Raw genomic sequence first — 26,132 nt, 5'->3', positions numbered from 1 at the left:
CGACCCGAGGGACCGACCATGACGAGGATCGCGACCCTTCTGACCGCTGCCGCGGCAGCCGTGCTGTGCATGGGACTGATGGCGGGCTGTTCGTCGGACTCCTCCGACACCGCCTCGCCGACGTCCACGGTGACCGTGACGGCGTCCACCACGTCGGCGTCCGGCAGCGGATCAGCGGACGCGGATACGCCCGACACCGCGCCCGCCACACCCGGGGAGGCCGTCGGCCAGACACGCATCCCGGCCGTCACCGCCGTGCCCGCCTCGGAGTTCGCCGAAGGTGACTTCTCGTCGTTCGCGTCACCCACCGGCACGATCCAGTGCCGAGCCGTCGACGCCACCTTCAACTGCCAGACCGAAGGCCGGCCGCACACCGTGACCACCGCGTCGCTGTGCAACTTCTACCCCGGTGACGAGCAGGGCCGCGCGGTGCGTTTCGGATGGTTCTCCGGAGGCCCGGCGCCGTGCGCGACGATCATCCAGGGCGAGGGCTACCGGTCGCCGCACACGCTGCAGTACGGCCAACGGGTGACGTTCCCGGCCATCGCAGGCCGGACGATCACCTGCTCGTCGGCGACCAACGGGATCACCTGTACCCAGGTCGGCGGCTCGGGTGCCCGCGGGTTCGTCCTCTCCGCGGACTCGTTCACCGTTCTGTAGTGCCCAGCATCAACAGCGTCGAGGTGGCGCTGGCGACGAGGCGGCCCTGCGCGTCGTGCACCTCGGCGCGGACGGTGGCCGTGGTGCGGCCGTGGTGTTCGACCTGCGCGCGCACGCGGATCGGCCCGGTGTCCGGGGCGATGGCCCGGATGTACCGACAACTCAGGTCCAGCGTGGTGAATCGGCGGTTCTCCGGGTTCACCGTCATCAGGGCCGAACCGAACGCCGCGTCGATCACCGCGGCGATGAGCCCGCCCTGAATGGTTCCGAAGGAGTTGCAGTGGAATTCGCGTGGCTCGAGCTCGAGGACCGCCCACCCCTCGCCCGCGTCCACCGGCCGATAGTCGATGGTCGACGACGCCGGACTCAGTGGCAGCGCACCGGCGATCTGGGCGTGCACCTGCTCGATGCCGTGCAGCTCGGCATGGGCACGTCCGGCCGGCGGCGTCCACGTGTACTCGCGATGCGCCTCGGTCACGCGTGAAGGGTAGCCGCCGCGGCGAGATACGCCGATCATCGCCGAGGGGGGTTGCCCAGCTGTCGTTGGAATGCCGCGCCCAGGATGTCACCCACCTGCGCGACGAACGCCTGACGGACCCGGGGGTCCCCGGCGATCGTTCCGACGTCGGTCGTCGAACAGCCGCTGCGAGCGGGTTTCCCGTCCAGGCGGTCGTTCATCCACAGCATCGCGGGCAGGAATCCCGCCACCGCGAGCGTCAGGTGTTCGCTGAAATGGTCGCGGAGGTAGTCGACCTGTCCGCCCCGCGAGCAGTAGGTGTCCACGAGGGTGTCGACCGGCCCGACGGGGACCAGCCAGTCGGGGTGTGACTGGTAGACGAACAGCGGCATAGCCGGTGTCGCCCGACCCATCCGCAGGTTCCCCAGGACTTTACGGGGAACCGGCTGGTCGAGAGGGTCACCGGGCACGGCGAACAGCGAGCGGACCGGCAGGAAGGGGAGGAGCGCGGCTTGATACGCGACACATAGAGGGTTTTTCACGGCCAACAGCGCGCGGGCGGCGGGCGTTGCGGTCCGATCGAGGAATCGGGCCAGTTCGGGATACTCCCGGCTGACGCCGATGACACCGCCGACGATGAGGCCCGAGCCGAGATTTCCGTCGGCGAGATCGACCAGAGCGCGGATGTCGGCGGGTACGCCACCCTCGGCAGCCGCGGTGACGTGTAGTTCCGGTGCATACGTCGACTGCAGTTCGGCCGCCCAGCCGGTCGCGATGGCTCCTCCCGAGTACCCCATCAGGCCGATCCGAGCGTCCGAGGCGAGGCCGAGCGGATCGAAGGCGCGGGCGGCGCGGATGCCGTCGAGCACGATGCGACCGGCGAGAGGACCGACGGCGAACGCCGACTGCGGGCCCTCGTGGTCGGGGACCACCACCGACGAGCCGGTGGCCAGCAGCGACGCGATCTGGAGGACCTCGAGTGATGAGTTCACCGTGCCGCTGACCGGCCCGGGGACAGAACCCTGTTGCAGAACGTAGGACGGCGCGCAGTACTGAGCGGTCGAGTCCTCCGCGGACTGCCACGACACCAGGCGTCGGTGCGATCGCTCACCGGTGCCGCGGGGCGAGATCAGTGTCGCGACCGAGGCGATCGGCTCATCGCGTGTGTTCGACGAACGGTAGGACACCTGCCATGCGTCGACGGCGAACGGGACGATCGAGAAGGCGGCCAGACTGATCCGCCGGGAGGCGAGTATCTGCCCGGGGCGTGCTGCCGCGACCCGGGCAGACGGCGGTGCGTAGAACGCCGGATCGAGTTCGGGCGGCGGCGGGACCGTCCCGAACCGCGGCGGCGATGCGACCTGCGGTGTGGTGGTGTCAGGCGTCTGGGGTGCTGCGCTCGCCACCGGGACGAGAACGGTCCCCATCGCCACCCCCACCACGCAGGCCGCGGCGACGAACCAGGTCGCACATCGCCGGAACCACGGATGATCAGATGATCGCTGCACGATGGGCCCCTTCGCCATAAAGTGAGACGCCTGTGTCTCACACGTTGGCCGAAAGCTACCTCAGAGTGAGCCAGGCCACAAGGAGGGCGGGTCCGCGTGGTCGCTCAGGTGCGGATGAAGGCCGACAGGATGTCGGCGAGTATGTCGACCACCCGGTCGAGATCGGGACGATCGTGTCCGGTGGTGCTCCAGCGGTGGACCACGGCGGTCAGGGCCCCGACGAACCCGATGGAGCGATAGGCGCCGTCGGTGTCGTCACCCGGCGAGTGGCCCACGTGCTCGCGAAGGGCCGATCCGATGAAATCGATCCACACCTCACGTCCGGCGAGACGATGCGCTTCGACTCGCGGGCTCACGCCGACCACTTCCACGAACACGATCGCGGCCCGGCGACGGTCGGTGCCCAGCGATTGCATGAACGCGGTCATCGCCACCCGTGCGAGCGTGGGTACATCGCTGGTGGAGGCACGGCTGAGGTCGGTCTCGATCTGTGCTCGAGCCTCGGCCTGGATGAGGTCGTAGGCGGTGAGCAACAACGACTCCCGGTCGGCGAACTCCTCGTAGAACTGCCGTCGCGACAGACCGGCCTCGCTGCACAGGGTGGTGATCGAGCTGCCGGCGTATCCGGAGGTCCCGAACACCTCGATCGCCGCGTCGACGAAACGACGGCGACGCTCCACCCGTCGGTCGGCCACCGATCGACCCCCGTACGTGCGGGTCGATCCGGGCTCCGTCACGTCTCGATCTTGTTCGCGCGCAACTCGTGTCCCTTGGAGGTGAGGCAGCGGCCGGTCGGCAGATCCCACGACCACCCGTGCAGGTTGCACGTCAGCTTCCCGCCCTCGATGACCCCGAACTTCGAGAGGTCGGCCTTGAGGTGCGGGCAGCGCCGCTGGATCTCCCAGCCGTCCTTCTCGATCGACGCCGAATCGTCGTGCGCCTCGGAGAACCACCCGTCGGCGTAGGCGATGCGTTCGGCGGTCAGGCATTTGAAGAAGGTGTAGAGGAACTCGTTGTAGCCGCCGATGCGCCACGTGGTGAACCGCGTCGACAGGAAGATCGTGTTCACCCAGTCGGGCTCGTTGTCGCGCAGCACAGTGCGCACCAGCTCGGGCGCGATGCGGAAACCGTAGCGGTACTTGCCCTCACCCTCCTTCGGCTCGCGCACCGTGCGGTTGGGGAAGTCGAGCACCACGACACCCGCCGAACCCATGTCGAGACCGACCGGATAGCCGATCCCGTCGCAGATCAGGTCGCTTCCCGCCATGATCGGTTCGAAGAGATCGCGCAGCGCGGGCAGCATCGGCTCGCCGTCGGCCGGGGCCCACGACGCCTTCGCCTCGGCGATCACCGGCGCGAACTTCGCGGCCATCTTCTCCAGGTACGCACCCTTGTTCGCGCCGAACACCTGCTCGGGCGGATAGGGGTGCGACACCTCGACGAGCTCGGAGCCGCGCAGTTCCACCGTCGAGCCCGACACCATCATCAGGCCGCGGTGCTTCGTACCGTCGTCGGTGCCGTGCTCCACCATCTGATCGAGGAAGGTGGCCTGGTCGGGGAAGATGCTCGTGACATCGGGCGTGCCGTCGGCGTCGGGCACGTCGTTCAGATAACGCAGCCCCTCGTCGAGGAACATCGGCGGACCGGCCGAGGGCACCACCCACGTCGCGCCGACCTGCTCGATGTACGACCGCGCCCGGTCCATGCCGCGCTGACGTTTCTGCGCCGCGAAGTTCGCCTTCGTCTTGCGTGGGATGTCGTAAACCATCGGGTACCAGATGGCGCCGGAGTACTGCAACAGGTGGATGTCGATGTGGCCGAACGCATCCGAGATGACATCGAGATCCACCGGGCGCGCGTCGTTCATGTTGAAACACGTCGTCTCGCCGTCGGAGACGATGAGGCCGCTGTCGCCGATGGGTCCGTCGGCCGGCGCACGCAGCGCCACGATCATGACGTCGAGGCTGCCCTTGTCGTTGGTGACGGTGGTCGTCACCGAGTCCTCGGTCTCGACGAACGTGTGGAACCCGAGTGCCTCGAGCTCGCGCCGCAGATCGGGCACCGGGTAGTCCGGCAGCAGGACGGTGGCGTCCTTGTTCACGTTCTCGGCGAGGTTGCGCGCATCGAAGTGGTCGCGGTGCAGGTGCGACACGTACAGGTAGTCGCAGTCGCCGAGCGTCTTCCAGTCGAGCTCGGAGTTGTCGGGGAACGGGAACCACGAGGCGAAGTAGGCGGGGTTCACCCACGGGTCACACAGGATGGACCCGGCCGCGGTCTGGATGTGGAATCCCGCGTGTCCGATGCTGGTGACCTGCACTCTGCGCCTCACTCTCGATTCCGCGGCCCCGAAACCGAGGCGCACCTCCAGGGTAGAGGCGGACGCTACTGTCATCCGCATGGAACCTGCCTACGACACCGTGATCGCGATCGCCCGCTCCATGTGGGCCGCGCAGGGTCTGAAGTTCACCGTCACCGGCGCCGAGAACGTCCCTTCCTCCGGTGGGGCGGTCATCGCGATCAACCACACCGGATACCTCGACTTCACCTACGCCGGGCTCCCGGCGTTCCTCCACGGCCGCCGCAAGGTGCGGTTCATGGCGAAGAAGGAGGTGTTCGACTCGAAGGTGTCGGGGCCCATCATGCGGGCGCTGCGCCACATCCCCGTCGACCGTGGCGCCGGCGCCGAGAGCTACCGCGCGGCCGTCGAGTACCTGCAGCGTGGCGAGCTCGTCGGCGTGTACCCCGAGGCGACCATCAGCCGCAGCTTCGAGATCAAGGACTTCAAGACCGGTGCCGCACGCATGGCGCTCGAGGCCAACGTGCCGATCGTCCCGACCGTGATCTGGGGTGCCCAGCGCGTCTGGACGAAGGGCCACCCGAAGCGGATGGGACGCTCGAACACCCCGATCAGCATCGGCGTCGCCCCGCCCATCACCCCGAGCGGTACCCCCGAGGAACTGACCGCCACGCTGCACCAGGTGATGACCGCGACGCTCCACGAGATCCAGGACGCGTACGGTCCGCACCCGGCCGGGGAGTTCTGGGTGCCCGCCCGCCTCGGCGGTGGTGCGCCCACCCTCGACGAGGCCAACGCGATGGACGCCGAGGAGTCGGCCGAGCGGGCGCGCAAGCGTTCCGATCGCGGCTGATCGATCAGAGCATCGCCGTGCTGGACTGATCGCCGCCGGCCCGTTTCGCGGCGTACATCCGCGTGTCGGCCTGCCGGATCGCGATGTCGAGGGCGTCGGGCGAGGCGACGACACCCGATGCGGTGACGATCGCGGCCCCGACGCTGACTGTGACGGGCACGGGATCGTCGGCGGCCGACAGACGCGCCGGCAGTCCGGCGATGTACTCCGCCAACTCGTCCGGGGTGCCGCACATCACGATCATGAACTCCTCGCCGCCGGTGCGTCCGGCCACCGTGTCGGGGCCGAGGGTGTCGTGCATCCGCCGTGCCAGTGCCCGCAACACGTCGTCGCCGGCGAGGTGCCCGTAGGTGTCGTTGACCCGCTTGAAATCGTCGATGTCGACGACCACCGCCCCGAGTGCCAGCCCCGAGAGCGCAGCTCGTTGTCGCAGCGTGTCGAGCGCGACCTCGACCCCCCGTCGGTTGCGCAACCCGGTGAGGGGGTCGATCAGCGACTGTCGGGCGTCGATGGACAACACGTTCCACGCGACATGCGCGGCGACGGGCACCATGCAGACCGCGGTGACCAAGACCAGGACCCCGGCCGCGTTCGCATACGGATCGAACAACCGGGCCTCGTGCACGCGCCATCCGCTGTAGCCGATGACCGCGGTCGACCACGCGAGGTGCGCCAACACCCAGCGTGAGCTGACGAAGAACGTGCACATCGCACCGTTGAGGACGAACAGTGCACACCCGAAAGCCATCACCAGCGGGCTGTAGAGGACGAGCACCAGGGTCAGGCCCACGTCGCCGAAGATCGCGAACCCCACGAAATAGCGTCGCGCCTGCGCATTCGTCGAGGGCAGCGGCGCGAGGAACACCGCCGCGATCATCACCGCCTGCACCACCAGCACGGCGACCGCGATCACCGCATTGGTCCCGTGCGGACCCTGCGGACTCATCAACAGCAGCACCGAACACACTGCGATGAGCGCGGTGTTGCCGGCGAGGACGAGACGCATCGGCAGGTTCAGGGGGAGCATCGAGTGGTGCTCGACGATCCAGGCGTAGTCGTGCGACCCGGTCAGCCAGCGACGACCGAGGGCGACGGCACCGGTGGACAGCGGACGCGCGGGCTGCCCATCGGTACGGGATTCGCGGGGTGTGGGCATCGTCGGCTCAGATCACCGCCAGGCTGACCTGATCGCCGCCCGCCCGCTTCGCCTCGTACATCAGGGCGTCAGCGATGCGCAGCGCGTCCCGGAAATCCTCGGCGGCCGATCCCGTCGGGGCCGGGGTGGTCAGGACGACGGCACCGACACTGACGGTGATCACCGTCTGCGCGTCGACGCTCTCGTCGGGATCGACCGTCACGCGCAGCCGCGGCGCGAGACCGGCGACATCGGCGCGGATGGTGTCGGCGACGCCGCTGCGCACCACCATGAACTCCTCACCCCCGCTACGGCCGTGGAGACCGTCGGCATCCGTCGCGGCGCACATGGTGTCCGCCAGACGTCGCAGCACGTCGTCGCCGACATCGTGTCCGAAGGTGTCGTTGATGCGCTTGAAGTGGTCGACGTCGACCACGACGACGGCGATCCCCGCGCCCGCCGCCCGCGCCGCACTCCACACCTTCTCCAGCGACGCCTCGATGCCGCGGCGGTTGAACAGGCCGGTCAACGGGTCGCGCACCGACTGGCGCGCGTCGACCGACAGCAGGGTCCACGCGATGTGCGACGACACCGGTACGCCGCACACGGCCATCACCATCACCACCACCGCCGACGCGATCGCCCACCCGTCGACGAGACCGGTCTGGTGCACCCGCCAGGCCATGACGAGGATGAACGCCAGCGAGAACGTGAGGTGGGCCAGCAGCCACCGCGAACTGACGAAGAACATGCACATCGCGCTGTTGAGTACGAGCAGTGCGCATCCGAACGCCCCGTCGATCGCCGGCAGCGTGAGCATCACCGTGGCCACACCGATGTCGCCGAAGAGGACGAACCCCACGAAGTAGAGCCGGGCCCGAGCACCCGTGTGGGGCAACGGGATCGTCAGGATGAACCCGATCACCAGGACCTGCAGGATCAACACGACCAGCGCGACACGTGTCCCGGTGTCGCCCTGGGGTCCACGGGAACTGAGCAGCGCGAACACCGAACTGGCCGCCAGCATGGCCGTGTTACCGGCGAGGGTCAGGCGGATCGGCGTGACCAGCGGCCGCATCGAGTGGTGGTGGACGATCCACAGGTAGTCATGGGGCCCGAGCAACCACATGAGCAGCGCGCGTCCGAAGCCCTCGGCGCCGAGCACGGGCGCAGTGTCGAGACGCGAGGTCTGACGGGACTGGAGCACGCGGTTTGCTTTCGGGTCGTCGAGGTCAGCCCCCCGACGGGCTCGGCCCACATCATTGCACTCCGACGGCCCGCGACGGGTCGATAGGCTGAACGTATGGAACCCGTCTACCGGACGCTCGAGATCGCGGCACATGCCCTGGTCCGGGCGCAGGGGATGCGGCTGTCGGTGCGTGACGAACACAAGTTGCCCGCGACCGGTGGGGTGGTGCTGGCGGTCAACCACACCGCCTACGTCGACTTCCTCGCCGCAGCGCTCGGTGTCTACCGCGCAGGGCGGCGCGCCCGCTACATGATCAAGTCGGAGATGATGGACAACCCGCTGGTCCGATTCCTCATCACCCACACCCACACGGTCCCGGTGGACCGATCGGCCGGTGCGCAGGCCTATGCCCAGGCCGTCGAGAACCTGCGCGAGGGCTACGTCGTGGGCGTCTACCCGGAGGCCACCATCAGTCGCAGTTTCGAGCTCAAGGAGTTCAAGACCGGCGCCGTCCGCATGGCGGCCGACGCGGGCGTCCCGATCGTCCCGGTGATCGTGTGGGGTGCGCAGCGGCAGTGGAGCAAAGGTGTCCCGCGGGACATGGGTCGCAGCCGCATCCCGGTCTCGGTGCGCTTCGGTGACCCGCTGCACGTCGGTGCCGACGCCGATCCGGTCGCCGAGACCGCGCGTCTCAAGACGCAGATGTCGGAGCTGCTCGACGCCGTGCGTGCCGACTACGGCGACCACCCGGCGGGCGCGCCGTGGGTGCCCGCGTCGATGGGCGGGAGCGCACCGACGCCGGCGCAGGCCCACGAGATCGAGGACGCCGAGGCCGTCCGCAAGGCGGAGTTGCGCGAACGCAAGCGTGTCGAGCAGGCCGCCCGCGAGAAGGGTCGTGGCTGACATGCGACGTACCCGGTTCGGGCCACCGTCACTGATCGTCAGCGATGTCGACGGCACCCTCGTCGACAGTTCCGAGAACGTGCGCCCGTTGACCCGCCGCGCCCTGCGGCGCGCGGCCGAGGAGGGCACGTCCTTCGTGCTCGCGACCGGACGACCGCCCCGCTGGATCGCACCGATCGCCGAGCAGCTCGACCATGTCACCTACGCGGTCTGCGCCAACGGCGCGATCGTCTACGACGTGACCTCCGACGTGGTCCTGCAATCGGCCACCCTGGCGCCGGAGGTGCTCGCCGAGATCGCCGAGATCGCGCGCCGCGAGATCCCCGGGTGCGGTCTCGCCGCCGAGCGGGTCGGCGAGAGTGCCCACGATTCGGCGACCGCACCGTTCGTCGCCGCGGCCGGGTACGTCCACGCCTGGCTCAACCCCGACCACGTCGAGGTCGGCGACGACGACATCGTCTCGGCTCCGGCGGTGAAGATGCTCATCCGCAAGCCCGGCGCGTCGAGCGACGCGATGGCCGCGGCCATGACCGCCGCCGTCGGTGACCGTGCCGCGGTCACCTTCTCCACCGACAACGGCCTCATCGAACTCGCCGTGCCCGGCGTCGACAAATCGACCGGTTTGCGACGTCTGGCCGAGATCGCTTCTCTCCCGGTCGATTCGGTGATCGCGTTCGGCGACATGCCCAACGACGTCGAGATGCTGCGGTGGGCGACGCGCGGTGTCGCGATGGCCAACGCCCATCCCGCGGCGCGGGCCGCCGCCGACGAGATCACCACCAGCAACGACAACGAGGGCGTCGGCCGCGTCCTGCACCGCTGGTTCGCCTGATCCGGGCGCGGGCCGCCCGACCGAGGTCGACAGGTGGGTCCGATTCGGGGACACTGTGGTCGTGAACACAGCACAGGATCGCCGCCCCACCGCCCGCACGATCGCATTCGGTGTCGCCACGACGGCCGCCGCTGCCGGACTGGTCGCCGCCGGCGCCGGAGTCGCCTCGGCCGCACCGTCGGCCCCCGAGGGGTCGTACACCAAGACCTTCACCTCGCGGTACTACCCGACCCCGCAGAGCGCGGTCATCGGTGCCGAGATCAACCTCTACCTGTTCAACTCGGTCCGCCTCAACGGCAACCAGGCCTGCTCCGAGCAGCGCAACCCGGTGGTCAAGCCCGACCGGCCCACCGGCTGGACGGCCACCATCACCGCGATCTGCCTCCGCGACGCGGGCACCGGCAACTCGAACCAGTCGGTCAACTGATCTGACGCGGGTCAGTTCGCCGGGCCGGTGCTGGGCACCGGTGCCGGCGCACTGGCCCCGTTCATCTGCGTCCCGAGGCTGCGGGTGAACTCGTCGATGAACGCCTTGATCACCTGCACCACCACGCCGCTGCTCTTGTTGAAGACCAGCGAGCCGAACTGGAACGCCTGCGTGATGATCCCGCTGATCGCGGAGTCCTCAGAACCGGTCGGCAGCCCCAGCGCGCTCTGCTCGTAGCCCGCCGCTCCCCACGCCTTCGCGATGGCGCCCTGGACGACCTGTGCCCCGGTCTGCGGCGACCAGTAGATCTTCCCGTTCGTGAAATCGACGTATTTGGCCAACCCGTTCGGGGTGGTCAGCTCCGCGCTGGTCGGTGCACCCAACGTGCCGGTCGCCCCGCCCATCGACAACCACTTCTGCGCGATGGCGCCCGGGTCGGTCGCCGAGAGGACCTGCGTGGCGACCCCGCCGAGTGTCGTCGTGTCACCCGGCGCCGTGGTCGGTGACGTCGCCGTCGGTGCCGGGGTGGCATCGGTCGGCGATGCGGTCGACGGCGATGTCGCGGTGGGTGCCGTGGTGCCCGCAGCGGCGAGATTGCCCGCGGCGACCTCACGGATCTGGGGCAGCGCGGCGTACCCCAGGGTTCCGGGGCACTCGGTGTTGTCGTAGTCGCGGTGGCCGCTGATGACCGGCAGATCGGAGTTCTGGCCGGCCGCGAACCGCGCCGAATCGAAGCCCTGCGAGGTCAGCTGCGCGGTGCCCTTCGGGTCGAGGCCCGCGAGCTTGAGACGCCAGCCGAGGTAGCTGCCGACCGAACGGATCATCTCGGCGGTGGGGGCGACGTCGTTGTAGTTGCCGAGCATGGCGACGCCGACGGTGTCGCGGTTGAAGCCGCCGGTGTGGGTGCCCTGCACATTGCGGTCGAGTCCGCCGAACGCACCCTCGAAGATCTGTCCGTACTTGTCGACGAGCGCGTTGTAGCCGATGTCGCACCAGCCGAGCGTCTGTGCGTGGTAGGCGTAGATGCCGCGCACGATCTCCGCCGACTGCTCCGGCGTGTAGTCGTTGTTGCCCGCCGAATGGTGTACGACAGCGGCTTTCAGCGTCGGGTCGTAGGTCGGCTGATCGCAGCGCTTTGACTCGTCGGCGCCCCACTGCGCGCGGGTGATGACCGGCGGCTGCTGACCGGGCAGCACCGTCGGCAGGCCGAGGGCACCGCCGGAACCGCCGGGGGTGCCGGGGTCGATGAGCGCGGCCTTGAGTGTCGAGACGACGTTCTCCAGCACGCTCGGTGTCGAGGGACCGGTGACCGGCGCGGGGCCGGTTGCCGTCGTGGTGCCCGCGGCGGGGGCGGGTGCACCGGGGGAGCCCGAGGGGGCGGGGGCCATCGGGTCGCCCGCGACGGGGGAGCGCGGGACGGTGAACGCCCGCGGCGCGATGTCGCCGGGGGCGACGGTCATCTCGGGTGTGGCCGATGCGGGGTTCGTGGGGGCACCGGGGATCGCAGGGGTGGCGACCCCGGCGCGGGTGACGGCGACCTGGACGGCCTTGGTGACGCCGACCCAGATCGGCTCGGTGCCCGCGGTGGCCTTGTCGCCGGCACGCGGTCCGCCGTCGGCGGGATCGGCCGACAGCCACGGACCCCAGCTGCCGTCGGACTTCTGTGCCCGGATGAAGGCGGTCGTCTGGGCGAGGGCCTGCTCGGCGGCGGCGGTCGCGGCCTGCGGCGTGTTCGCGGCGGGTTTCAGGTCGTCCCAGGTGAGCCCGATCATGCTGAACGGCCGGTCGCGGCTGATCTCCTTGACCACCGCGCCCGCGGGCACGTCAGCAGCGGAGCGGGGGGCCGATACCGGGGTGCGGGGATCGGTGGTCGGTGCGGGTGCGGTGGTGCTGCTCCCCGAGGGTGCGGCGCCGGTGGGGAAGAGATCCGAGGGCAGGAGTCCCGGTGGGAGCACACCCGAGGGGATCACCTTCGACAGATCGGGCAGCGGGATCGACGACAGGTCGATGGGCGGCAGGGTCACGCCGGCCGCCGCGAGGCCCGATCGGACGATGTCGAGCACGATCGTCGGCACGGTGTTCAGGCCGACCTGACTGATCGTGGTCGCCTCGGCCGCCAGGGTGGGTCGTCGCTGGTCGGTGGTGTTCTCGGGAGCGCTGCCGCCGATGACGGCGATGACGGGACTGGCCACGACAACCGCCGCGACGGTCGCCACCACGATCGACGGCCTCGAGCGGCGGTATCGCACAGTGAACTCCTCGCGTGGCGGTGAACGCGTGCGACGAGACGTCACACAGACCGCCACATCGTGTGATCGGGAGCGCGGCAAGTCCAGAACCGGACACGGCGTGGCGTGAAACTCGTGATGCTGTTGTTACCGCATGGGGCTGTTGTGACTACTAATCGGACACTATCGTCGCTGAAAGTCCCATCCATACGCACGCATCACGATGTTCGCCCAACCGCAAAGGACCCCAGCCGATGGCACAACGGGCCACCGACCGACGTCTGCTGACCTCGGCAGCACTCGGTCTCGCACCCGTTCTCGTGCTCGGCGCGGGCATCATCGGCGTCGGGGCGGTCGTCTCGCACCGAGAGGTCTCCGAATCGGTGACCCTCTCGGTGGGCAGTCAGGTCACGTTGATCGGCCACGGGTTCGGACACGGGCGAGGGATGGGGCAGTACGGCGCGTACGGCTACGCCAAGAAGGGCTGGACGGCCGATCAGATCCTCAACCATTACTACGGTGGCACCACCGCGGGGAAGACGGACAAATCCGTGACCGTTGCGCTCACGCGCAACACCACGGCGAATGTGCGTGCGGACGCCGGGATGAGGGTCGGTGGGCAGACGGTGGCGCCCGGACAGGCGGTTCGACTGTCCGGGACCACCGCCACCATCACCTCCGGATGTGGCGGAGCGGTGGTCCGCACGGTGTCGGTGAACCCGCCGACGATCGACCCGGTCAACACCGCAGGCAACCGACCGTCGAACGAGTGGCTGCGCTTCTGCGGATCGAACGACGCCTACCGCGGATCCATCGGCATCGACGGCGGCCGCGTGGTCAACATCGTCGGCGTCGACGACTACACCAAGGGCGTCACCCCCAAGGAGAGCCCGGCCCGCTGGGCCGATTCCGGGGGTGCCGAGGCACTCAAGGCCCAGGCCGTCGCCGCGCGCACCTACGCGTTGGCCGCCACCGCCAGGGGCAAGAAGATCGACGACACGATGATGTCGCAGGTGTACGGCGGGGCCGGCAGCGAGGACCCGCGCACCAACGCCGCCGCCGACGCGACCGCAGGACAGATCCGCGTCGTGGGCGGTCAGCCCGCGTTCACCGAGTTCTCCTCCTCCACCGGCGGGTACACCGCGGGTGTGAACTTCCCCGCCGTCGTCGACGACGGCGACACCGAGTCGCCCAACCACAACTGGACCGCCACCGTCGGGTCGGGCAGCATCGCCTCGGCCTTCGGTGTCGGTGCGCTCACCGGCTTCCAGGTGATCCAGGCCAACGGCCTCGGGGCCGAGAACGGTCGCGCGATCAAGGTCCGCATCTCCGGCAGCAGCCGCACCGTGGAGGCCACCGGTGACGAGGTCCGTTCGAAGCTCCAGCTCAAATCCGCCTGGTTCACCGTCCAGGGCCAGCCCAAGCCGCAGATCGTCGCACCACCCGCGGGTGTCGGTGCGGGCACCGCGACCCTGCCCGGCGTCCCGTCGGTGCCCGGCGGCGTCCTCCCGTCCCTGGTCGACGCGGTGACCGGCGCCCTCGGCGGGCTCATCACCCCGAGCACCCCCGGAACGCCCGCGGCACCGGGAACCCCGACGACACCGGCTGCACCCACCGGCGGTGACCTGTCGACCATGATCAGCGGGCCCATCTCCGCCGTGCTCAAGGCCGCGATCGCGGCCATCGACGCCAAGATCGTCGAATACGGCGGTCCGTCGGGACTGCTCGGTCAGGTCCTCACCCCCGTGCTCCAACTGGCCGGCGGCGGGTTCCTGCAGAAGTTCGCGAACGGCAACGTCTACTTCAGTCCGCAGACCGGTGCCCACGCGCTCGGTGGGTCGGCCCTGTCGGACTACGTGGCCAAGGGCGCCGAGGGTGTCCTCGGCCTGCCGACCGCAGACGCGGGCATCCCCACGCGGTGATCGGGGTCGCTCCGGGCCGCATCGGCGGTGACGCGTCACGCTGTCGGGCGTCCGTTACCCTGAGGCCCCGTGGCACCTGACAACGCAGCACCCGATTCCTCCTACGACCTGATCGTCGTGGGGTCCGGTTTCTTCGGACTCACCCTCGCCGAGCGCACCGCGTCGCAGCTGGGCAAACGGGTCCTCGTGATCGACCGCCGGAACCACCTCGGCGGCAACGCCTACTCCGAGCCCGAGCCGACCACGGGCATCGAGATCCACAAGTACGGGGCGCACCTGTTCCACACCTCCAACAAGGTGGTGTGGGACTACGTCAACCAGTTCACCGACTTCACGAACTATCAGCACCGGGTGTTCGGCCTCTACGAGGGCCAGGCCTACCCGCTGCCGATGGGACTGGGCATGATCAACCAGTTCTTCGGCAAGTCGCACACGCCCGACGAGGCCCGCGCGCTGATCGCCGAACTGTCCGCCGAGTTCGACAGCGACACCGCGGAGAACTTCGAGGAGAAGGCCATCAGCCTGATCGGGCGCCCGCTGTACGAGGCGTTCATCAAGCACTACACGGCCAAGCAGTGGCAGACCGATCCGAAGAACCTGCCCGCGGGCAACATCACGCGACTGCCCGTCCGCTACACCTTCGACAACCGCTACTTCAACGACACCTACGAGGGGTTGCCGGTCGACGGCTACACCGCGTGGTTGCAGGCCATGGCCGACCACGACCTCATCGAGGTGCGCCTGGAGACCGACTGGTTCGACGTCCGCGACGAGATCCGGGCCGCCAACCCCGACGCGCCGGTGATCTACACCGGCCCCCTCGATCAGTACTTCGACTACGCCGAGGGTGAGTTGGGCTGGCGCACACTCGATTTCGAGACCGAGGTGCTCGAGACCGGTGACTACCAGGGGACGCCGGTCATGAACTACAACGACGGCGACGTGCCGTTCACCCGCATCCACGAGTTCCGGCACTTCCACCCCGAACGGGACTACCCGAAGGACAAGACGGTGATCATGCGGGAGTACAGCCGCTTCGCCGAATCGGGTGACGAGCCGTACTACCCCATCAACACCCCCGACGACCGCACCAAGCTGGCTCGCTACCGCGATCGCGCCAAGGCCGAGACCGCCTCGCAGAACGTCCTTTTCGGTGGCCGTCTCGGCACCTACCAGTACCTCGACATGCACATGGCGATCGCGAGCGCTCTCACCATGTTCACCAACACCGTGGCGCCGCACCTGCGTGACGGTGCGCCCCTGGTGGAGGCGTAGGTGACGGCGACGACGCTGCTGCAGCGCGTCATCTTCCCGCGGCGGGGGGAACCGCTCGACGTCCGTGCGCTCTATCTCGTGGAGTCGGAGAACAACGCCCGTCGCGCCCACGCCCCGACCCGCACGTCGGTGGCCCTGGGCGCCGATTCCGAGGTCAGCTTCGAGACGTACTTCAACGCCTTCGCCGCGTCGTACTGGCGGCGCTGGAGCATCCTCGGCTCCGTCGTGCTGCGTGTCGAGGTCGTCGGGACCTGCCGTGTCGACGTCTACCGCTCCAAGAGCGACGGCGCACGTATCGGCATCGGGGGCGACCTCGTGCCGCTCGATCCCGAGACCGGCACCGGCGTCATCGAGTTCACCCTCGACCTCGGACCGTTCGAGGACGGCGGGTGGATCTGGTTCGACGTCACCACCGACACCGACGCCGAGATCGTCGCCGCCGCCTGGTACGCCCCGATCGACGCCCCCGGGGGCGACGACACCCGTCGCGTCACCATCGGCATCCCGACCTTCAACCGGCCCGCCGACGCCGTCGCCGCGCTCGCCGCACTCACCTCCGACCCCCTCGTCGACGAGGTCATCGACGCGGTCATGATGCCCGACCAGGGTACGAAACCGGTGCGCGAGGAAGACGGGTTCGATTCCGCCGCAGCCGCTCTCGGTGACCGCCTACGGATGTTCAAGCAGGGCAACCTCGGTGGATCCGGTGGGTATTCGCGCATCATGTACGAGGCGCTGCACCAGACCGACAGCCCCTACATCCTGTTCATGGACGACGACATCGCGATCGAGCCCGACTCGATCCTGCGGGCACTGGCCATGTCGCGGTTCGCGCGCGACCCCATGCTGGTGGGCGGGCAGATGCTCAACCTGCAGGACCGCAGCCACCTGCACTGCATGGGCGAGAGCATCGACCGGAACCGCTTCATGTGGACCGCGGCGCCCTTCGTCACCTACGACCACGACTTCGCGAAATACCCTCTGCGCGACCGGAAGAAGTCGAAGAACCTGCACCGCCGCATCGACGTCGACGGTAACGGCTGGTGGATGTGCATGATCCCGCGCCAGTGCGCAGAGGACATCGGTCTGCCCATGCCGCTGTTCATCAAGTGGGACGACTGGGAGTACGCACTGCGTGCCCGCAAGGCCGGTTACCCCACGGCGACGGTGCCCGGGATCGCGATCTGGCACATGGCGTGGAGCGACAAGGACGACGCCATCGACTGGCAGGCCTACTTCCATCTCCGCAACCGACTGGTGGTCGCGGCCATCCATCACGACGGTCCGGTGAACGGGATCGTCACCTCCATGGCCAAGGCGACGCTCAAACACCTTCTGTGCCTGGAGTACTCGACGGTGGCGATCCAGAACGAGGCCATCCGCGACTTCCTCGCCGGGCCCGATCACATCCGCGACCTGCTGCCGACCGCGCTGCCGAAGATCGCCGCGATGCGCAAGCAGTACCCCGATGCCGTGGTGCTTCCCTCGGCGACGGCGTTGCCGCGCGCCACCGGTGAGGCCACCGCCTACGGGACCAACCAGCCGACCAACCCGATCACCAAGGTCCGCGCGCTGGGCTCGGCCGTGGTCAACAATCTGCGTCCCGCCGATCCACGACACCACGAGGTGCCCCAGGCCAACTACCCGCCGATCGAGGCGCGCTGGTTCAGCCTGGGCCGCGTCGACGGCGTGACGGTGACGACCGCCGACGGACGCGGTGTCGTCTACCGGCAGCGCGACCGCGACATCGCCGCCGCGTTGCTGCGGGAGTCGTTGTCGCTCAACCGCCAGGTGAAGGCGCGGTTCGACGAGATGCGCACCACCTATCGCGCCGCGGCGGCCGACCTCACCAGTGAGGAGAGCTGGGAACGTGTCTTCGCACAACAGTGACGGACGCGGCGGTGATGGGCACAGCGGTGACGTCCGGGCCTCCGGCGAGGACGCGATCCTCGTCGCCGTCCAGTCCGCTCTCGCGTCACGCCCCGGGGTGCTCCCGGTCGCGCGCGGTATGTCCCACGTCGGCGAGCACGCGCTCGGCTGGATGGCGGCGGCCGGGATCGGTGTCATCGTGTCGGAGCTGCGCGGGAACGACACCGCCGCAGCGCGCTACGCCCAGGCCGGGGTCGGTGCCTTCGGTGCCCACGCGGCGTCGGTCGTACTGAAGCGGATCGTCCGTCGCCCGAGGCCCGATCACCCGCACATCGCCGTCGGGGTGTCGACCCCGAGCCGGCTGAGCTTCCCCTCGAGCCACGCGACCTCGACGACCGCCGCCGCGATCCTGCTCGGCCGGGCGGCGGGACTGCCGCCCGCGGCCCTGCCGGCGGTGCTGGTGGCGCCCATGATGCTGTCGCGACTGGTGTTGGGTGTGCACTATCCGTCCGACGTCGCCGCCGGCGCCCTGGTGGGAGCCGCGTGTGCAGTCGCGACCACGCGCAGTGACAGACTGGCTGCGCGCGTGACGCCACGGGTGTGGCGTGCCCTGAGCAGTTCTCGGGGACCGATGCGCGCCATGGGAGTGAGATGAGCGAGGAGCCGGTCGAGACCGCCGAGGTCAAGGGCCCGCCGAAGAACCTGACGAGTGGGCTGATCAAGGCCGTCCGTCCGCGGCAGTGGGTGAAGAACGCCCTCGTGCTGGCGGCTCCGCTGGCCGCCGGTGCGGTCGACGACGGCACGGTGCTCTCCCGCGCGGCCATCGCCTTCGTCGTGTTCTGCATGGCCGCGTCGTGCATCTACCTCGTCAACGACGCCCTCGACGTCGAGGCCGACCGCGCGCACCCGACGAAGCGCTACCGCCCGATCGCCGCCGGCGTGGTGCCGCGGTCGTTCGCCTTCGTCCTCGCGATCGTGCTCGGCGTCGGCGCGTTGGCACTGTCGTTCCTGGCGAACTGGCATCTCGCGGTGGTCATCGCGGTCTACATCGGCATCCAGCTCGCCTACTGCTTCGGTCTCAAGCATCAGGCCGTCCTCGACATCTGCATCGTCTCGTCGGGCTTCCTGCTCCGTGCGATCGCCGGTGGTGTCGCGACCGAACTGCCCAACGGTCTGTCGCAGTGGTTCCTGCTGGTGATGGCCTTCGGGTCCCTGTTCATGGCGGCGGGCAAGCGGTACGCCGAACTGCAGTTGGCCGAGCGCACCGGCGCGAAGATCCGCAAGTCGCTCGAGTACTACACGACCACCTACCTGCGGTTCGTGTGGACGCTGTCAGCCACCGCGGTCGTGCTCTGTTACGGGCTCTGGGCGTTCGACAAGGAGGCCGGCCACAGCGACAACGTCTGGTACGCCGTGTCGATGGTGCCCTTCACCGTCGCGATCCTGCGCTATGCGGTCGACGTCGACGGCGGTCAGGCCGGTGAGCCCGAGGAGATCGCCCTCGGAGACCGCGTCCTGCAGTTCCTCGCGGTCGCCTGGTTAATATGCGTGGGTGTCGCGGTCTACGTCGTCAGCTGAGGCTGACATCACCGATCGCACAGCCATAACCTCCGAGCGCCCCGCGAGCACGGTCTCCCGTGTCCGCGCGGCACTGCCCGCGGGCACCTTCACCGTCAGCGCCGTGGTGGTCGCCGCGCTGTTCGCCTCCGGCGCGTGGCAGCGTCGCTGGATCGCCGACGACGGCCTCATCGTGCTCCGCACGGTCCGCAACCTGCTGGCCGGCAACGGCCCGGTGTTCAACAAGGGCGAACGCGTGGAGGCCAACACCTCCACGGTGTGGACCTACCTCATCTGGTTCTGGACCTGGATCACCGACGCCCAGATCGAGTACGTGGTGCTGTGGATCGCGCTGGTGCTCTCGGTCGCCGCGCTGCCGCTGGCGATGTTCGGCACCTATCGTCTGCTCGGGATGTCCGAGCGGGCGCCCGCCGCGAACCGGGCCGCGCTCGTCCTCGTCGTCCCGCTCGGTGCGCTGGTCTACATCGCGCTGCCGCCGGCCCGCGATTTCGCGACCAGCGGTCTGGAGGTGTCGCTCTGCATCTTCTGGGTCGCGGTGCTGTGGTGTCAGCTGGTCGCGTGGTCACGCCGGTCACCGGAGACCACCGGCAAGCGCGTCAACGCATCGACGCTGGCCCTGGGGTTCACCGCCGGCCTCTCGCCGCTGATCCGTCCCGAACTCGCCATAGTCGGCGCGCTGGTCCTGCTGCTGGTGTTCGCGGCCACGATGACGTGGCGCATGCGGATCGCGTTCGTCGCGGTCGCCGCGGTGCTGCCGGTCGGCTACCAGATCTTCCGGATGGGCTACTACGGCCTGCTCATCCCCAACACCGCCGTCGCCAAGGACGCCAGTGGATCGAAGTTCGAGCAGGGGTTCCGCTACCTCGGCAACCTCTTCGGTCCCTATGTCCTGCTGCTGCCGCTCATCGTGGCGCTGCTCGCCCTCGCGCTCGTGTGGTTCGCGCGGTCGCGGTCGTTGCCCACGCCGGTGCGGTCGGCCTCGATGGGTCGTGTCGCTCGGTTCCGGTCGCGTCTGCGGTCGCCGGGCGCGGTCGTCGTGGTGATCCTCGTCGCCGGTCTCGTCGAGGCGGTCTACTGGCTGCGCCAGGGCGGCGACTTCATGCACGCACGGGTGCTGCTCGTCCCGCTGTTCCTGCTGATGCTCCCGGTGATGGTGCTCCCGATCGCGGTGCCCACCTCCCTGCGGGGTGCGGGCGGTGCCGCGAGCGGCGTCGTCGGGGTGGGCGTCGCCGTCGCCTCGACCGCCTTCTTCGTCACCACCGTCGTGTGGGCCATCGTCACCTCGCACTCGCCCGGGATGCCCAACGGCACCGACATCGGGCGCAGCGGCATCGTCGACGAACGGCGCTACTACATCCAGAACATCGGGATCGAACACCCGGTCACCGCCGAGGACTACCTCAACTACCCGCGTATGCGAGCGATGGTCGAGTCCATCGCCGAGCACTCCGACAAGGGCGGCGTGCTGCTGCCCTCGGGCAACTACGACGAGTGGTACTACGACCCGCTGCCCGTGCCGCCGCCGGCCGGAGTGCCCAAGCAGATCACCGTCTTCTTCCTCAATCTCGGTATGACGAGCATGAATTCGTCGCTCGACGTCCGCGTGATCGACCAGATGGGATTGGCGTACCCGATCGCCTCGCACACCGAGCGACTCGAGGACGCACGTATCGGTCACGACAAGGACCTCGACACCGAGTGGGTGATCGCCGACAGCGGCGCGGTGCCGGTCTACCCGTTCCTCCCGCTCTACCTCGACCAGGACTGGGTGCGGCAGGCCAAGGAGGCGCTGACCTGTAAGCCCACGCAGGACCTCATCGCGTCCTACGAGGCGCCGATGAACCTGACGCGTTTCCGTCGGAACCTGGTGCAGTCGTTTGATTTCACCGACTACCGGATCGACCGCGTGCCGCGGTACGAGCTCCAGCGGTGCCGTCTGCCGATCCCCGCGCCGGTCGGCCAACGCTGATCCGTGACGTTCACGATCTCAAATATATCGGTTGTGTAACGCGGTGCCGTGTTCGACCGATATGCTCACACGGACCGATTTCGGCAGGTCACGCGGGTGTGACGGTTTGCCGACGGAACGAGTTCGCAGGTTTGTCAGACGCAATGGCATCCAATAGGCTCCGTTCGGCGCACGTGGATGGCTTCGCGTTGCCGAATTGAGATGGAAGACGGTCGGCCGGTTCGGCGTCGTCGTACGCCGAAAGACCACCGACAACGTCGGTGCGGACAGAGAGAGAGCACTACTCGATGCGTGTGAGCACACGAGCCCGCAGGTCCGGGACCCAGTTCTCGATGATGAAGCGTCTGGTGGCGGCATTCGTGGCGCTCGCCGCGATGTCGTCGGTCGCCGTGGTCGTCGGATCGGGCACCGCCTCGGCCGCACCCCGCGTGCAGCAGTACTTCATCGACGGTTGCGGCATGCCCGCGGTGAAGGTCCGCATGTGGACCAAGCCCGGCAACTACAAGACCGTCATCGCGCTCGACGGTCTGCGCGCCACCAACGACATCAGCGGCTGGGAGCACAACACCCGCATCCAGGACATGGCCGACTCCGGCGTCAACGTCGTCGAGCCCATCGGTGGACTGGCCAGCTTCTACAGCGACTGGAACGCGCCCAGCAACTTCAACAACCAGCCCTACCGCTACCGGTGGAGCTGCGCGATCAACCAGCGTCTGATCCCCGAGCTCGACCGTCGCGGCCTCGCCGTCGGCCGGACCGGCAAGTACGCGATCATGGGCATCTCCATGGGCGGCAACTCCGCCATGGTCATCGGCGCGAACAACCCGCGCATCGACCACATGTTCTCGATGTCGGGCTACCTGAACCTCTCGGCGCCCGGCATGCGCGAGGCCATCCGAATCGCCCTGCTCGACGCGGGCATCGAGGCCGGCGTCGGCCCGTTCAACTCCGACTCGATGTGGGGACCGCCCACCAGTGTGCGGTGGCTCGAGAACGACCCCTTCGTGCAGATCGGCAAGATGCGCGGCAAGAAGGTCCGTGTCGCCTCCGGCAGCGGCCTGCAGGGCCGCTTCCCGACCGATTTCCTCGGCCTCATCCAGGGTGCTCCGCTCGAGGCGCTGTCGCTGGCCCAGTCGCGTGCCTTCCAGGTGCAGGCATTGGTGAACGGTGTGCAGATCACCTCGGACTTCCCGTCGACCGGCCTGCACGCCTGGGGCTACTGGTCGGACATGGTGTTCCGCGCCAAGAACCAGGGATGGTTCCGGGACTGACACCCGCCCGCGACTGGTGAGTCACAGAAACCTCACAAGTCACATCAATTCACAGTAGTCACAGTGTGGCGTCCACACTTCGCAGCGCCCTACGTGTAGACCTCTACACGTAGGGCGTTCTGCTGTCCTGGTCACTCGGCCGGGATCGACGGTTCACGACACCGTCGAACACGAGCAGAACCGTTGGTGGCGAAGGAGTATCGGTCGATGCGGGTGTGGCGGCGCGGAGTTCTCGGGGCAGCAGCCGGTCTGACCGCGCTCCTCATGGTCAGTGGTACGGGCGTGGCGGCGTCGGCTCCGGACGGTTCCGACGCGCCCGCCGCGTCGGGCTCCTCGTCCGCCCCCGCGGCGCCGGCATCGTCGGCGGACCCGGCACCCGCCACCACCTCGGTGGCGCCGGTGGCAGGCGTGCGGGTGACCAACACCTTCTGGTACTCCGATCGCCGTGTGGCCATCTGGGTCTACTCGCCGGCGATGGGCACCAACATCCAGGTGCAGATGCTGCTCGCCCGCGACTGGAACCAGTCGCCCCAGGAACGCTTCGCCCAGCTGTACATGCTCGACGGTCTGCGCGCGCAGAACGACAACAACGGCTGGACCATCAACACCGACGTCGAGAACTTCTACAAGGACAAGAACGTCAACGTCGTGCTGCCGGTGGGCGGCGAGTCGAGCTTCTACACCGACTGGAAGCAGCCCGACAACGGCAAGAACTACCAGTGGGAGACGTTCCTGACCAAGGAACTCCCGCCGATCCTGCAGGGCCAGTGGCGCTCCACCGACGTCCGCGGCGTCGAGGGCCTGTCCATGGGTGGCAGTGCCGCCATGATGCTCACCGAGCGCAACCCCGGCTTCTTCAAGTTTTCGGCGTCGTTCTCGGGCATCCTGCAGCTCAGCTCCTTCGGAATGCCCCAGGCGGTGCAGTTCGCCGTGCGCGACGCCGGCGGGTACGACTCGGCCAAGATGTTCGGTCCGCCGTCGGATCCGGCGTGGAAGGAACACGACCCGTACCTGCACGCCGACAAGCTCAAGGGCGTGAGCCTCTACGTGTCGTCGGGCAACGGGCTGCTCGGCCAGTACGACACCCCGTCGACGCTGCCGTACCTCGCCACCAACTACGCGGGCGTCGGTCTCGAGGTCCTCTCCCGCGTCACCTCCACACAGTTCGCCACCAAGCTCAACCAGCTCGGCGTCGCCGCGCAGGTCGTGTACCGCCCGTCGGGTACCCACACCTGGAAGTACTGGGAGTTCGAGATGCATCAGGCGTGGCCGCAGGCCGCCCGTGCACTCGGCGTGGCCTCCGACACCCCGAAGTGCTCGGTGAGCGGTGCGATCGCGCCGGTCTCGGTCAAGCACCGTGAGCTCGGTGAGTGCCTCACGCCCGAGTACGGCGTGCCCGGCGGCCGCGCACAGGACTTCCGCGGCGGACGCGTCATCTGGTCTGCCTCGACCGGCGCCCACGTGGTGTCCGGCGCGATCGGCGGCGCCTACGTCGCGGCCGACGGACCGGGTGGATACCTCGGGTTCCCGGTGAGCGACGAGCTCGGCACCCCCGACCGCAAGGGACGTCTCAACAAGTTCCAGCGCGGCTACGTCTACTGGACCCAGGGCACCGGCGCACACCCGGTGACCGGCGCCATCCTCGCCGACTGGGGCAAGAGCGGATACGAGCGCGGCCCGCTCGGCTACCCGACCGGCGACGAGGTCGACACCCCGAACGACAAGGGGCGCGTTCAGGGATTCCAGATCGGCGCCTACTACTGGACCGCCAAGACCGGTGCGCACTCGGTGCAGGGCGAGATCATCAAGAAGTACGCCAAGACCGGCTACGAGGGCGGCTACCTCGGGTTCCCCACCAGCAACGAGATCGGCGCGGCCCGCGGCGGCAGGTTCAACCGCTTCGAGGGCGGCAACATCTACTGGACACCGGCCAAGGGTGCGTTCGCGCTGCCGAGCGGACCGGTCTTCGACGCCTGGGCGACGGTCGGCTTCGAGGGTGGCCGCCTCGGCTACCCCATCAGTGACCAGTTCCAGGTCACCGGCGGTGATCGCGTGAACTTCGAACGCGGGTACATCGAGGTCGTGAACGGGGTCGCGACCATCCGCTGACGCGATGGGTAGCCTGGCGCAGGCCGTCGGGGCGCACAGGTGCCCCGACGACGACCGACCAGATCAGCGAGGACGTGAGATGAACAAGCAGTGGATGCGGGTGCTCGTGGCGACCGCCGGGGTCGCGGTGACCGTGGGCGTGGCCGGGTGCGGCAGCGGCGACTCCACCGTCAGTGCCCCCGACAGCGTGTCGAGTTCGGCGGTCACGACCAGTTCGGCAGCGCCCTCGTCGGCGCCCGCCTCCTCGGGCGCGGCGTCATCCACCCCGTCGAGCGGCACGCCCGAAACCGGTTCGGCGGCAACCGCTCCCGGCACCCAGAGCTCGGCGCCCGCCGACTTCCCCGGCGGCGCGACACCGGCACCACAGGGCAGCAAGGGTGCGGCCTACCTCGCCGAACTCAAGCGCGTCGGCGTGACGTTCCCCAACGACCCCGACAACGCGATCGCCTTCGCGACCGCGGAGTACGTGTGCTCGGGGCGGGCCAGCAACACCAGCCCCGACCAGATCAAGACCTACGTCACCGCGTTCGTCGCCTCGGGCACCACCGACGCCGCGGCGGCCTCGGCCAACGCCGACAAGGTGATCGCCGCCGCCACGTCGACCTACTGCAAGTAGCCCCCGATGCCTCCCCGGCCCCGCACCACCGTCGATCCGCGCCGACGTCGTCGTCGCATCGTGATCGGCGTGATCCTCGGCGTCGTGGTGCTCGCGATCATCGCGATCATCCTGGTGGTCGCCCTCATCGTCTCGCTGCTGCGTCCGTCCCCGCCCGGACCCGGACCCGGCGCCGGACCGACGAGCAGCGCGCAGCGTCCGAGCGCCCAGTCGGCCGACTGCCCCGACGTGCAGGTGATCGTCGTGCCGGGCACCTGGGAGTCCTCGGCGAACGACGATCCGTACGCGCCGTCGGCGAACCCGGCGTCGTTGATGCTGAAGGTGTCGAGACCACTGGGGGAGGCGTTCCCGGGCTCGCGGGCCGACGTCTACACCGTTCCCTATGTGGCGCAGTTCCGTAACCCGACGAACCCGGCCGACCGCACCACCGACTACAACACCTCGCGCGCGCAGGGCACCGCCCGCGCCAAGGTCAAGATCACCCAGGTCAACCAGCGCTGCCCGCTCACGAGCTATGTGCTCATGGGCTTCTCGCAGGGCGCGGTGATCGTGGGCGACATCGCCTCCGACATCGGCAACGGTCGCGGACCGGTGGCGCAGGATCTCGTGCTCGGGGTCGGCCTCATCGCCGACGGTCGCCGCCAGCCCGGCGAGGCGAAGACCCCCGGTCCCGATCCGAAGGGTGTGGGTGCGGAGGTCGCACTCGGCGGCTTCGGCGGGATCGTCCCCGGCATCGCGATGACCGGTGGCCGACCCGGCGCGTTCGGTGACCTGAAGAACCGCACCTATTCGATCTGCGCCGAGGGCGATCTCGTGTGCGATTCGCCGACCATCCTCAACCCCATCGACGCCCTCGGGAAGCTCGCGGGCGCCATCAACAACCCGGTGCACGCGCTGTACGCGACGACGCGGTACTGGAACGACGACGGCGCCTCGGCCACCCGCTGGATGTTCGGGTGGGCCCGGTCGCTGATCTCCGACGCACCCCGCCCGCCGCACACCTGAGCGCTCCTCGCCGGGCGGCGGGAGTTGGGC

General features: G+C 68.9%; 22 protein-coding genes. 15 read left to right on the top strand and 7 right to left on the bottom strand.

The genetic code is table 11. The annotated features are described in order from the left end of the window. Positions 1-18 precede the first annotated feature (18 nt). Positions 19-660: a hypothetical protein gene (locus tag ACQ7HM_RS04690; RefSeq protein ID WP_434215056.1), complete on the top strand. Its 642-nt coding sequence runs from the start codon at positions 19-21 to the stop codon at positions 658-660. Here ACQ7HM_RS04690 and ACQ7HM_RS04685 read toward each other — a convergent pair. From ACQ7HM_RS04685 to ACQ7HM_RS04670, 4 genes are all read right to left on the bottom strand, one after another. Beyond that, positions 647-1,138 (bottom strand): PaaI family thioesterase, encoded by a 492-nt coding sequence (locus ACQ7HM_RS04685; RefSeq protein WP_434215055.1) that lies wholly within the window; start codon positions 1,136-1,138, stop codon positions 647-649. The genes ACQ7HM_RS04690 and ACQ7HM_RS04685 overlap by 14 nt on opposite strands. A 35-nt stretch (positions 1,139-1,173) precedes the next feature. Continuing rightward, positions 1,174-2,544, bottom strand: coding sequence for a lipase family protein (locus ACQ7HM_RS04680; RefSeq protein ID WP_434215632.1), 1,371 nt, complete (start codon positions 2,542-2,544; stop codon positions 1,174-1,176). A 185-nt stretch (positions 2,545-2,729) separates the two neighbouring features. Further along, entirely contained in the window at positions 2,730-3,362 is a 633-nt protein-coding gene (locus ACQ7HM_RS04675; RefSeq protein ID WP_434215054.1) for a TetR/AcrR family transcriptional regulator, read from the bottom strand. Then, positions 3,359-4,942: a Rieske 2Fe-2S domain-containing protein gene (locus tag ACQ7HM_RS04670; protein ID WP_434215053.1), complete on the bottom strand. Its 1,584-nt coding sequence runs from the start codon at positions 4,940-4,942 to the stop codon at positions 3,359-3,361. The genes ACQ7HM_RS04675 and ACQ7HM_RS04670 overlap by 4 nt, the downstream gene beginning before the upstream one ends. 79 nt (positions 4,943-5,021) lie before the next feature. Between ACQ7HM_RS04670 and ACQ7HM_RS04665 the strand changes: the two genes are divergently transcribed. Next, a complete protein-coding gene (locus tag ACQ7HM_RS04665) occupies positions 5,022-5,774 on the top strand; it encodes a lysophospholipid acyltransferase family protein (protein WP_434215052.1) in 753 nt (250 codons plus the stop codon). A 4-nt stretch (positions 5,775-5,778) separates the two neighbouring features. On the opposite strand, the gene ACQ7HM_RS04660 is transcribed toward ACQ7HM_RS04665, so the two are convergent. Together ACQ7HM_RS04660 and ACQ7HM_RS04655 are read right to left on the bottom strand one after the other, a co-directional pair. Next, complete coding sequence (locus ACQ7HM_RS04660) at positions 5,779-6,930, bottom strand: diguanylate cyclase domain-containing protein (RefSeq protein WP_434215051.1); 1,152 nt, start codon at positions 6,928-6,930, stop codon at positions 5,779-5,781. 7 nt (positions 6,931-6,937) lie between these two features. Further along, positions 6,938-8,116: a diguanylate cyclase gene (locus ACQ7HM_RS04655; RefSeq protein WP_434215050.1), complete on the bottom strand. Its 1,179-nt coding sequence runs from the start codon at positions 8,114-8,116 to the stop codon at positions 6,938-6,940. Positions 8,117-8,212: 96 nt separating this feature from the next. Between ACQ7HM_RS04655 and ACQ7HM_RS04650 the strand changes: the two genes are divergently transcribed. The 3 genes from ACQ7HM_RS04650 (at position 8,213) to ACQ7HM_RS04640 (ending at position 10,260) form a co-directional block, all read left to right on the top strand. Then, complete coding sequence (locus tag ACQ7HM_RS04650; protein ID WP_434215049.1) at positions 8,213-9,001, top strand: lysophospholipid acyltransferase family protein; 789 nt, start codon at positions 8,213-8,215, stop codon at positions 8,999-9,001. Position 9,002: 1 nt separating this feature from the next. Then, positions 9,003-9,833, top strand: a complete 831-nt coding sequence (locus ACQ7HM_RS04645; protein ID WP_434215631.1) for an HAD family hydrolase — start codon at positions 9,003-9,005, stop codon at positions 9,831-9,833. A 61-nt stretch (positions 9,834-9,894) separates the two neighbouring features. Then, positions 9,895-10,260, top strand: coding sequence for a hypothetical protein (locus ACQ7HM_RS04640; RefSeq protein ID WP_434215048.1), 366 nt, complete (start codon positions 9,895-9,897; stop codon positions 10,258-10,260). 11 nt (positions 10,261-10,271) lie between these two features. Here the strand turns inward: ACQ7HM_RS04640 and ACQ7HM_RS04635 are convergent, their stop codons facing one another. Further along, the gene (locus ACQ7HM_RS04635) at positions 10,272-12,509 is read right to left on the bottom strand and encodes an N-acetylmuramoyl-L-alanine amidase (RefSeq protein WP_434215047.1); all 2,238 of its coding nucleotides are present in this window, start codon (positions 12,507-12,509) and stop codon (positions 10,272-10,274) included. 233 nt (positions 12,510-12,742) lie between these two features. Here ACQ7HM_RS04635 and ACQ7HM_RS04630 point away from each other — a divergent pair, with 233 nt between their 5' ends. The 10 genes from ACQ7HM_RS04630 to ACQ7HM_RS04585 all read left to right on the top strand — a co-directional run bounded on the left by ACQ7HM_RS04630 (position 12,743) and on the right by ACQ7HM_RS04585 (position 26,102). After that, positions 12,743-14,410, top strand: coding sequence for a SpoIID/LytB domain-containing protein (locus ACQ7HM_RS04630; RefSeq protein ID WP_434215046.1), 1,668 nt, complete (start codon positions 12,743-12,745; stop codon positions 14,408-14,410). A gap of 69 nt (positions 14,411-14,479) precedes the next feature. Next, a complete protein-coding gene (gene glf, locus ACQ7HM_RS04625) occupies positions 14,480-15,685 on the top strand; it encodes a UDP-galactopyranose mutase (RefSeq protein WP_434215045.1) in 1,206 nt (401 codons plus the stop codon). Next, entirely contained in the window at positions 15,686-17,575 is a 1,890-nt protein-coding gene (locus ACQ7HM_RS04620) for a glycosyltransferase (RefSeq protein ID WP_434215044.1), read from the top strand. Further along, complete coding sequence (locus ACQ7HM_RS04615) at positions 17,556-18,209, top strand: phosphatase PAP2 family protein (protein ID WP_434215043.1); 654 nt, start codon at positions 17,556-17,558, stop codon at positions 18,207-18,209. Before ACQ7HM_RS04620 ends, ACQ7HM_RS04615 begins: the two co-directional genes overlap by 20 nt. Next, complete coding sequence (locus ACQ7HM_RS04610; RefSeq protein WP_434215042.1) at positions 18,206-19,132, top strand: decaprenyl-phosphate phosphoribosyltransferase; 927 nt, start codon at positions 18,206-18,208, stop codon at positions 19,130-19,132. The genes ACQ7HM_RS04615 and ACQ7HM_RS04610 overlap by 4 nt, the downstream gene beginning before the upstream one ends. After that, positions 19,107-21,101 carry a flagellar motor control protein ZomB gene (gene zomB, locus ACQ7HM_RS04605; protein WP_434215041.1) on the top strand — a complete coding sequence of 665 codons (1,995 nt, stop codon included), beginning with the start codon at positions 19,107-19,109 and terminating at the stop codon, positions 21,099-21,101. Before ACQ7HM_RS04610 ends, zomB begins: the two co-directional genes overlap by 26 nt. 287 nt (positions 21,102-21,388) lie before the next feature. After that, entirely contained in the window at positions 21,389-22,372 is a 984-nt protein-coding gene (locus ACQ7HM_RS04600; RefSeq protein ID WP_434215040.1) for an alpha/beta hydrolase, read from the top strand. A gap of 207 nt (positions 22,373-22,579) precedes the next feature. Beyond that, a complete protein-coding gene (locus tag ACQ7HM_RS04595) occupies positions 22,580-24,481 on the top strand; it encodes an alpha/beta hydrolase-fold protein (RefSeq protein ID WP_434215630.1) in 1,902 nt (633 codons plus the stop codon). A 79-nt stretch (positions 24,482-24,560) separates the two neighbouring features. Further along, a complete protein-coding gene (locus ACQ7HM_RS04590; RefSeq protein WP_434215039.1) occupies positions 24,561-25,097 on the top strand; it encodes a DUF732 domain-containing protein in 537 nt (178 codons plus the stop codon). Positions 25,098-25,103: 6 nt separating this feature from the next. Then, positions 25,104-26,102 (top strand): cutinase family protein, encoded by a 999-nt coding sequence (locus tag ACQ7HM_RS04585; protein ID WP_434215038.1) that lies wholly within the window; start codon positions 25,104-25,106, stop codon positions 26,100-26,102. Positions 26,103-26,132: the final 30 nt, after the last annotated feature.

The sequence above is a fragment of the Williamsia sp. MIQD14 genome, from assembly GCF_051025635.1.
Classification (GTDB): domain Bacteria; phylum Actinomycetota; class Actinomycetes; order Mycobacteriales; family Mycobacteriaceae; genus Williamsia_A.
The sequence above is the reverse complement of the archived record's forward strand: the minus strand, read 5'-3'. Positions and strand labels throughout refer to the sequence as shown.

What these genes read in the sequence shown, in the direction of transcription:
- ACQ7HM_RS04645 (WP_434215631.1), top strand. Translation starts at nt 9,003, where the DNA reads ATGCGACGTACCCGGTTCGGGCCACCGTCACTGATCGTCAGCGATGTC.
- ACQ7HM_RS04630 (WP_434215046.1), top strand. Translation starts at nt 12,743, where the DNA reads ATGGCACAACGGGCCACCGACCGACGTCTGCTGACCTCGGCAGCACTC.
- ACQ7HM_RS04690 (WP_434215056.1), top strand. Translation starts at nt 19, where the DNA reads ATGACGAGGATCGCGACCCTTCTGACCGCTGCCGCGGCAGCCGTGCTG.
- ACQ7HM_RS04600 (WP_434215040.1), top strand. Translation starts at nt 21,389, where the DNA reads ATGCGTGTGAGCACACGAGCCCGCAGGTCCGGGACCCAGTTCTCGATG.
- ACQ7HM_RS04590 (WP_434215039.1), top strand. Translation starts at nt 24,561, where the DNA reads ATGAACAAGCAGTGGATGCGGGTGCTCGTGGCGACCGCCGGGGTCGCG.
- ACQ7HM_RS04680 (WP_434215632.1), bottom strand. Translation starts at nt 2,544, where the DNA reads ATGGGGACCGTTCTCGTCCCGGTGGCGAGCGCAGCACCCCAGACGCCT.
- ACQ7HM_RS04585 (WP_434215038.1), top strand. Translation starts at nt 25,104, where the DNA reads ATGCCTCCCCGGCCCCGCACCACCGTCGATCCGCGCCGACGTCGTCGT.
- ACQ7HM_RS04610 (WP_434215042.1), top strand. Translation starts at nt 18,206, where the DNA reads ATGAGCGAGGAGCCGGTCGAGACCGCCGAGGTCAAGGGCCCGCCGAAG.
- ACQ7HM_RS04595 (WP_434215630.1), top strand. Translation starts at nt 22,580, where the DNA reads ATGCGGGTGTGGCGGCGCGGAGTTCTCGGGGCAGCAGCCGGTCTGACC.
- ACQ7HM_RS04650 (WP_434215049.1), top strand. Translation starts at nt 8,213, where the DNA reads ATGGAACCCGTCTACCGGACGCTCGAGATCGCGGCACATGCCCTGGTC.
- ACQ7HM_RS04665 (WP_434215052.1), top strand. Translation starts at nt 5,022, where the DNA reads ATGGAACCTGCCTACGACACCGTGATCGCGATCGCCCGCTCCATGTGG.
- ACQ7HM_RS04660 (WP_434215051.1), bottom strand. Translation starts at nt 6,930, where the DNA reads ATGCCCACACCCCGCGAATCCCGTACCGATGGGCAGCCCGCGCGTCCG.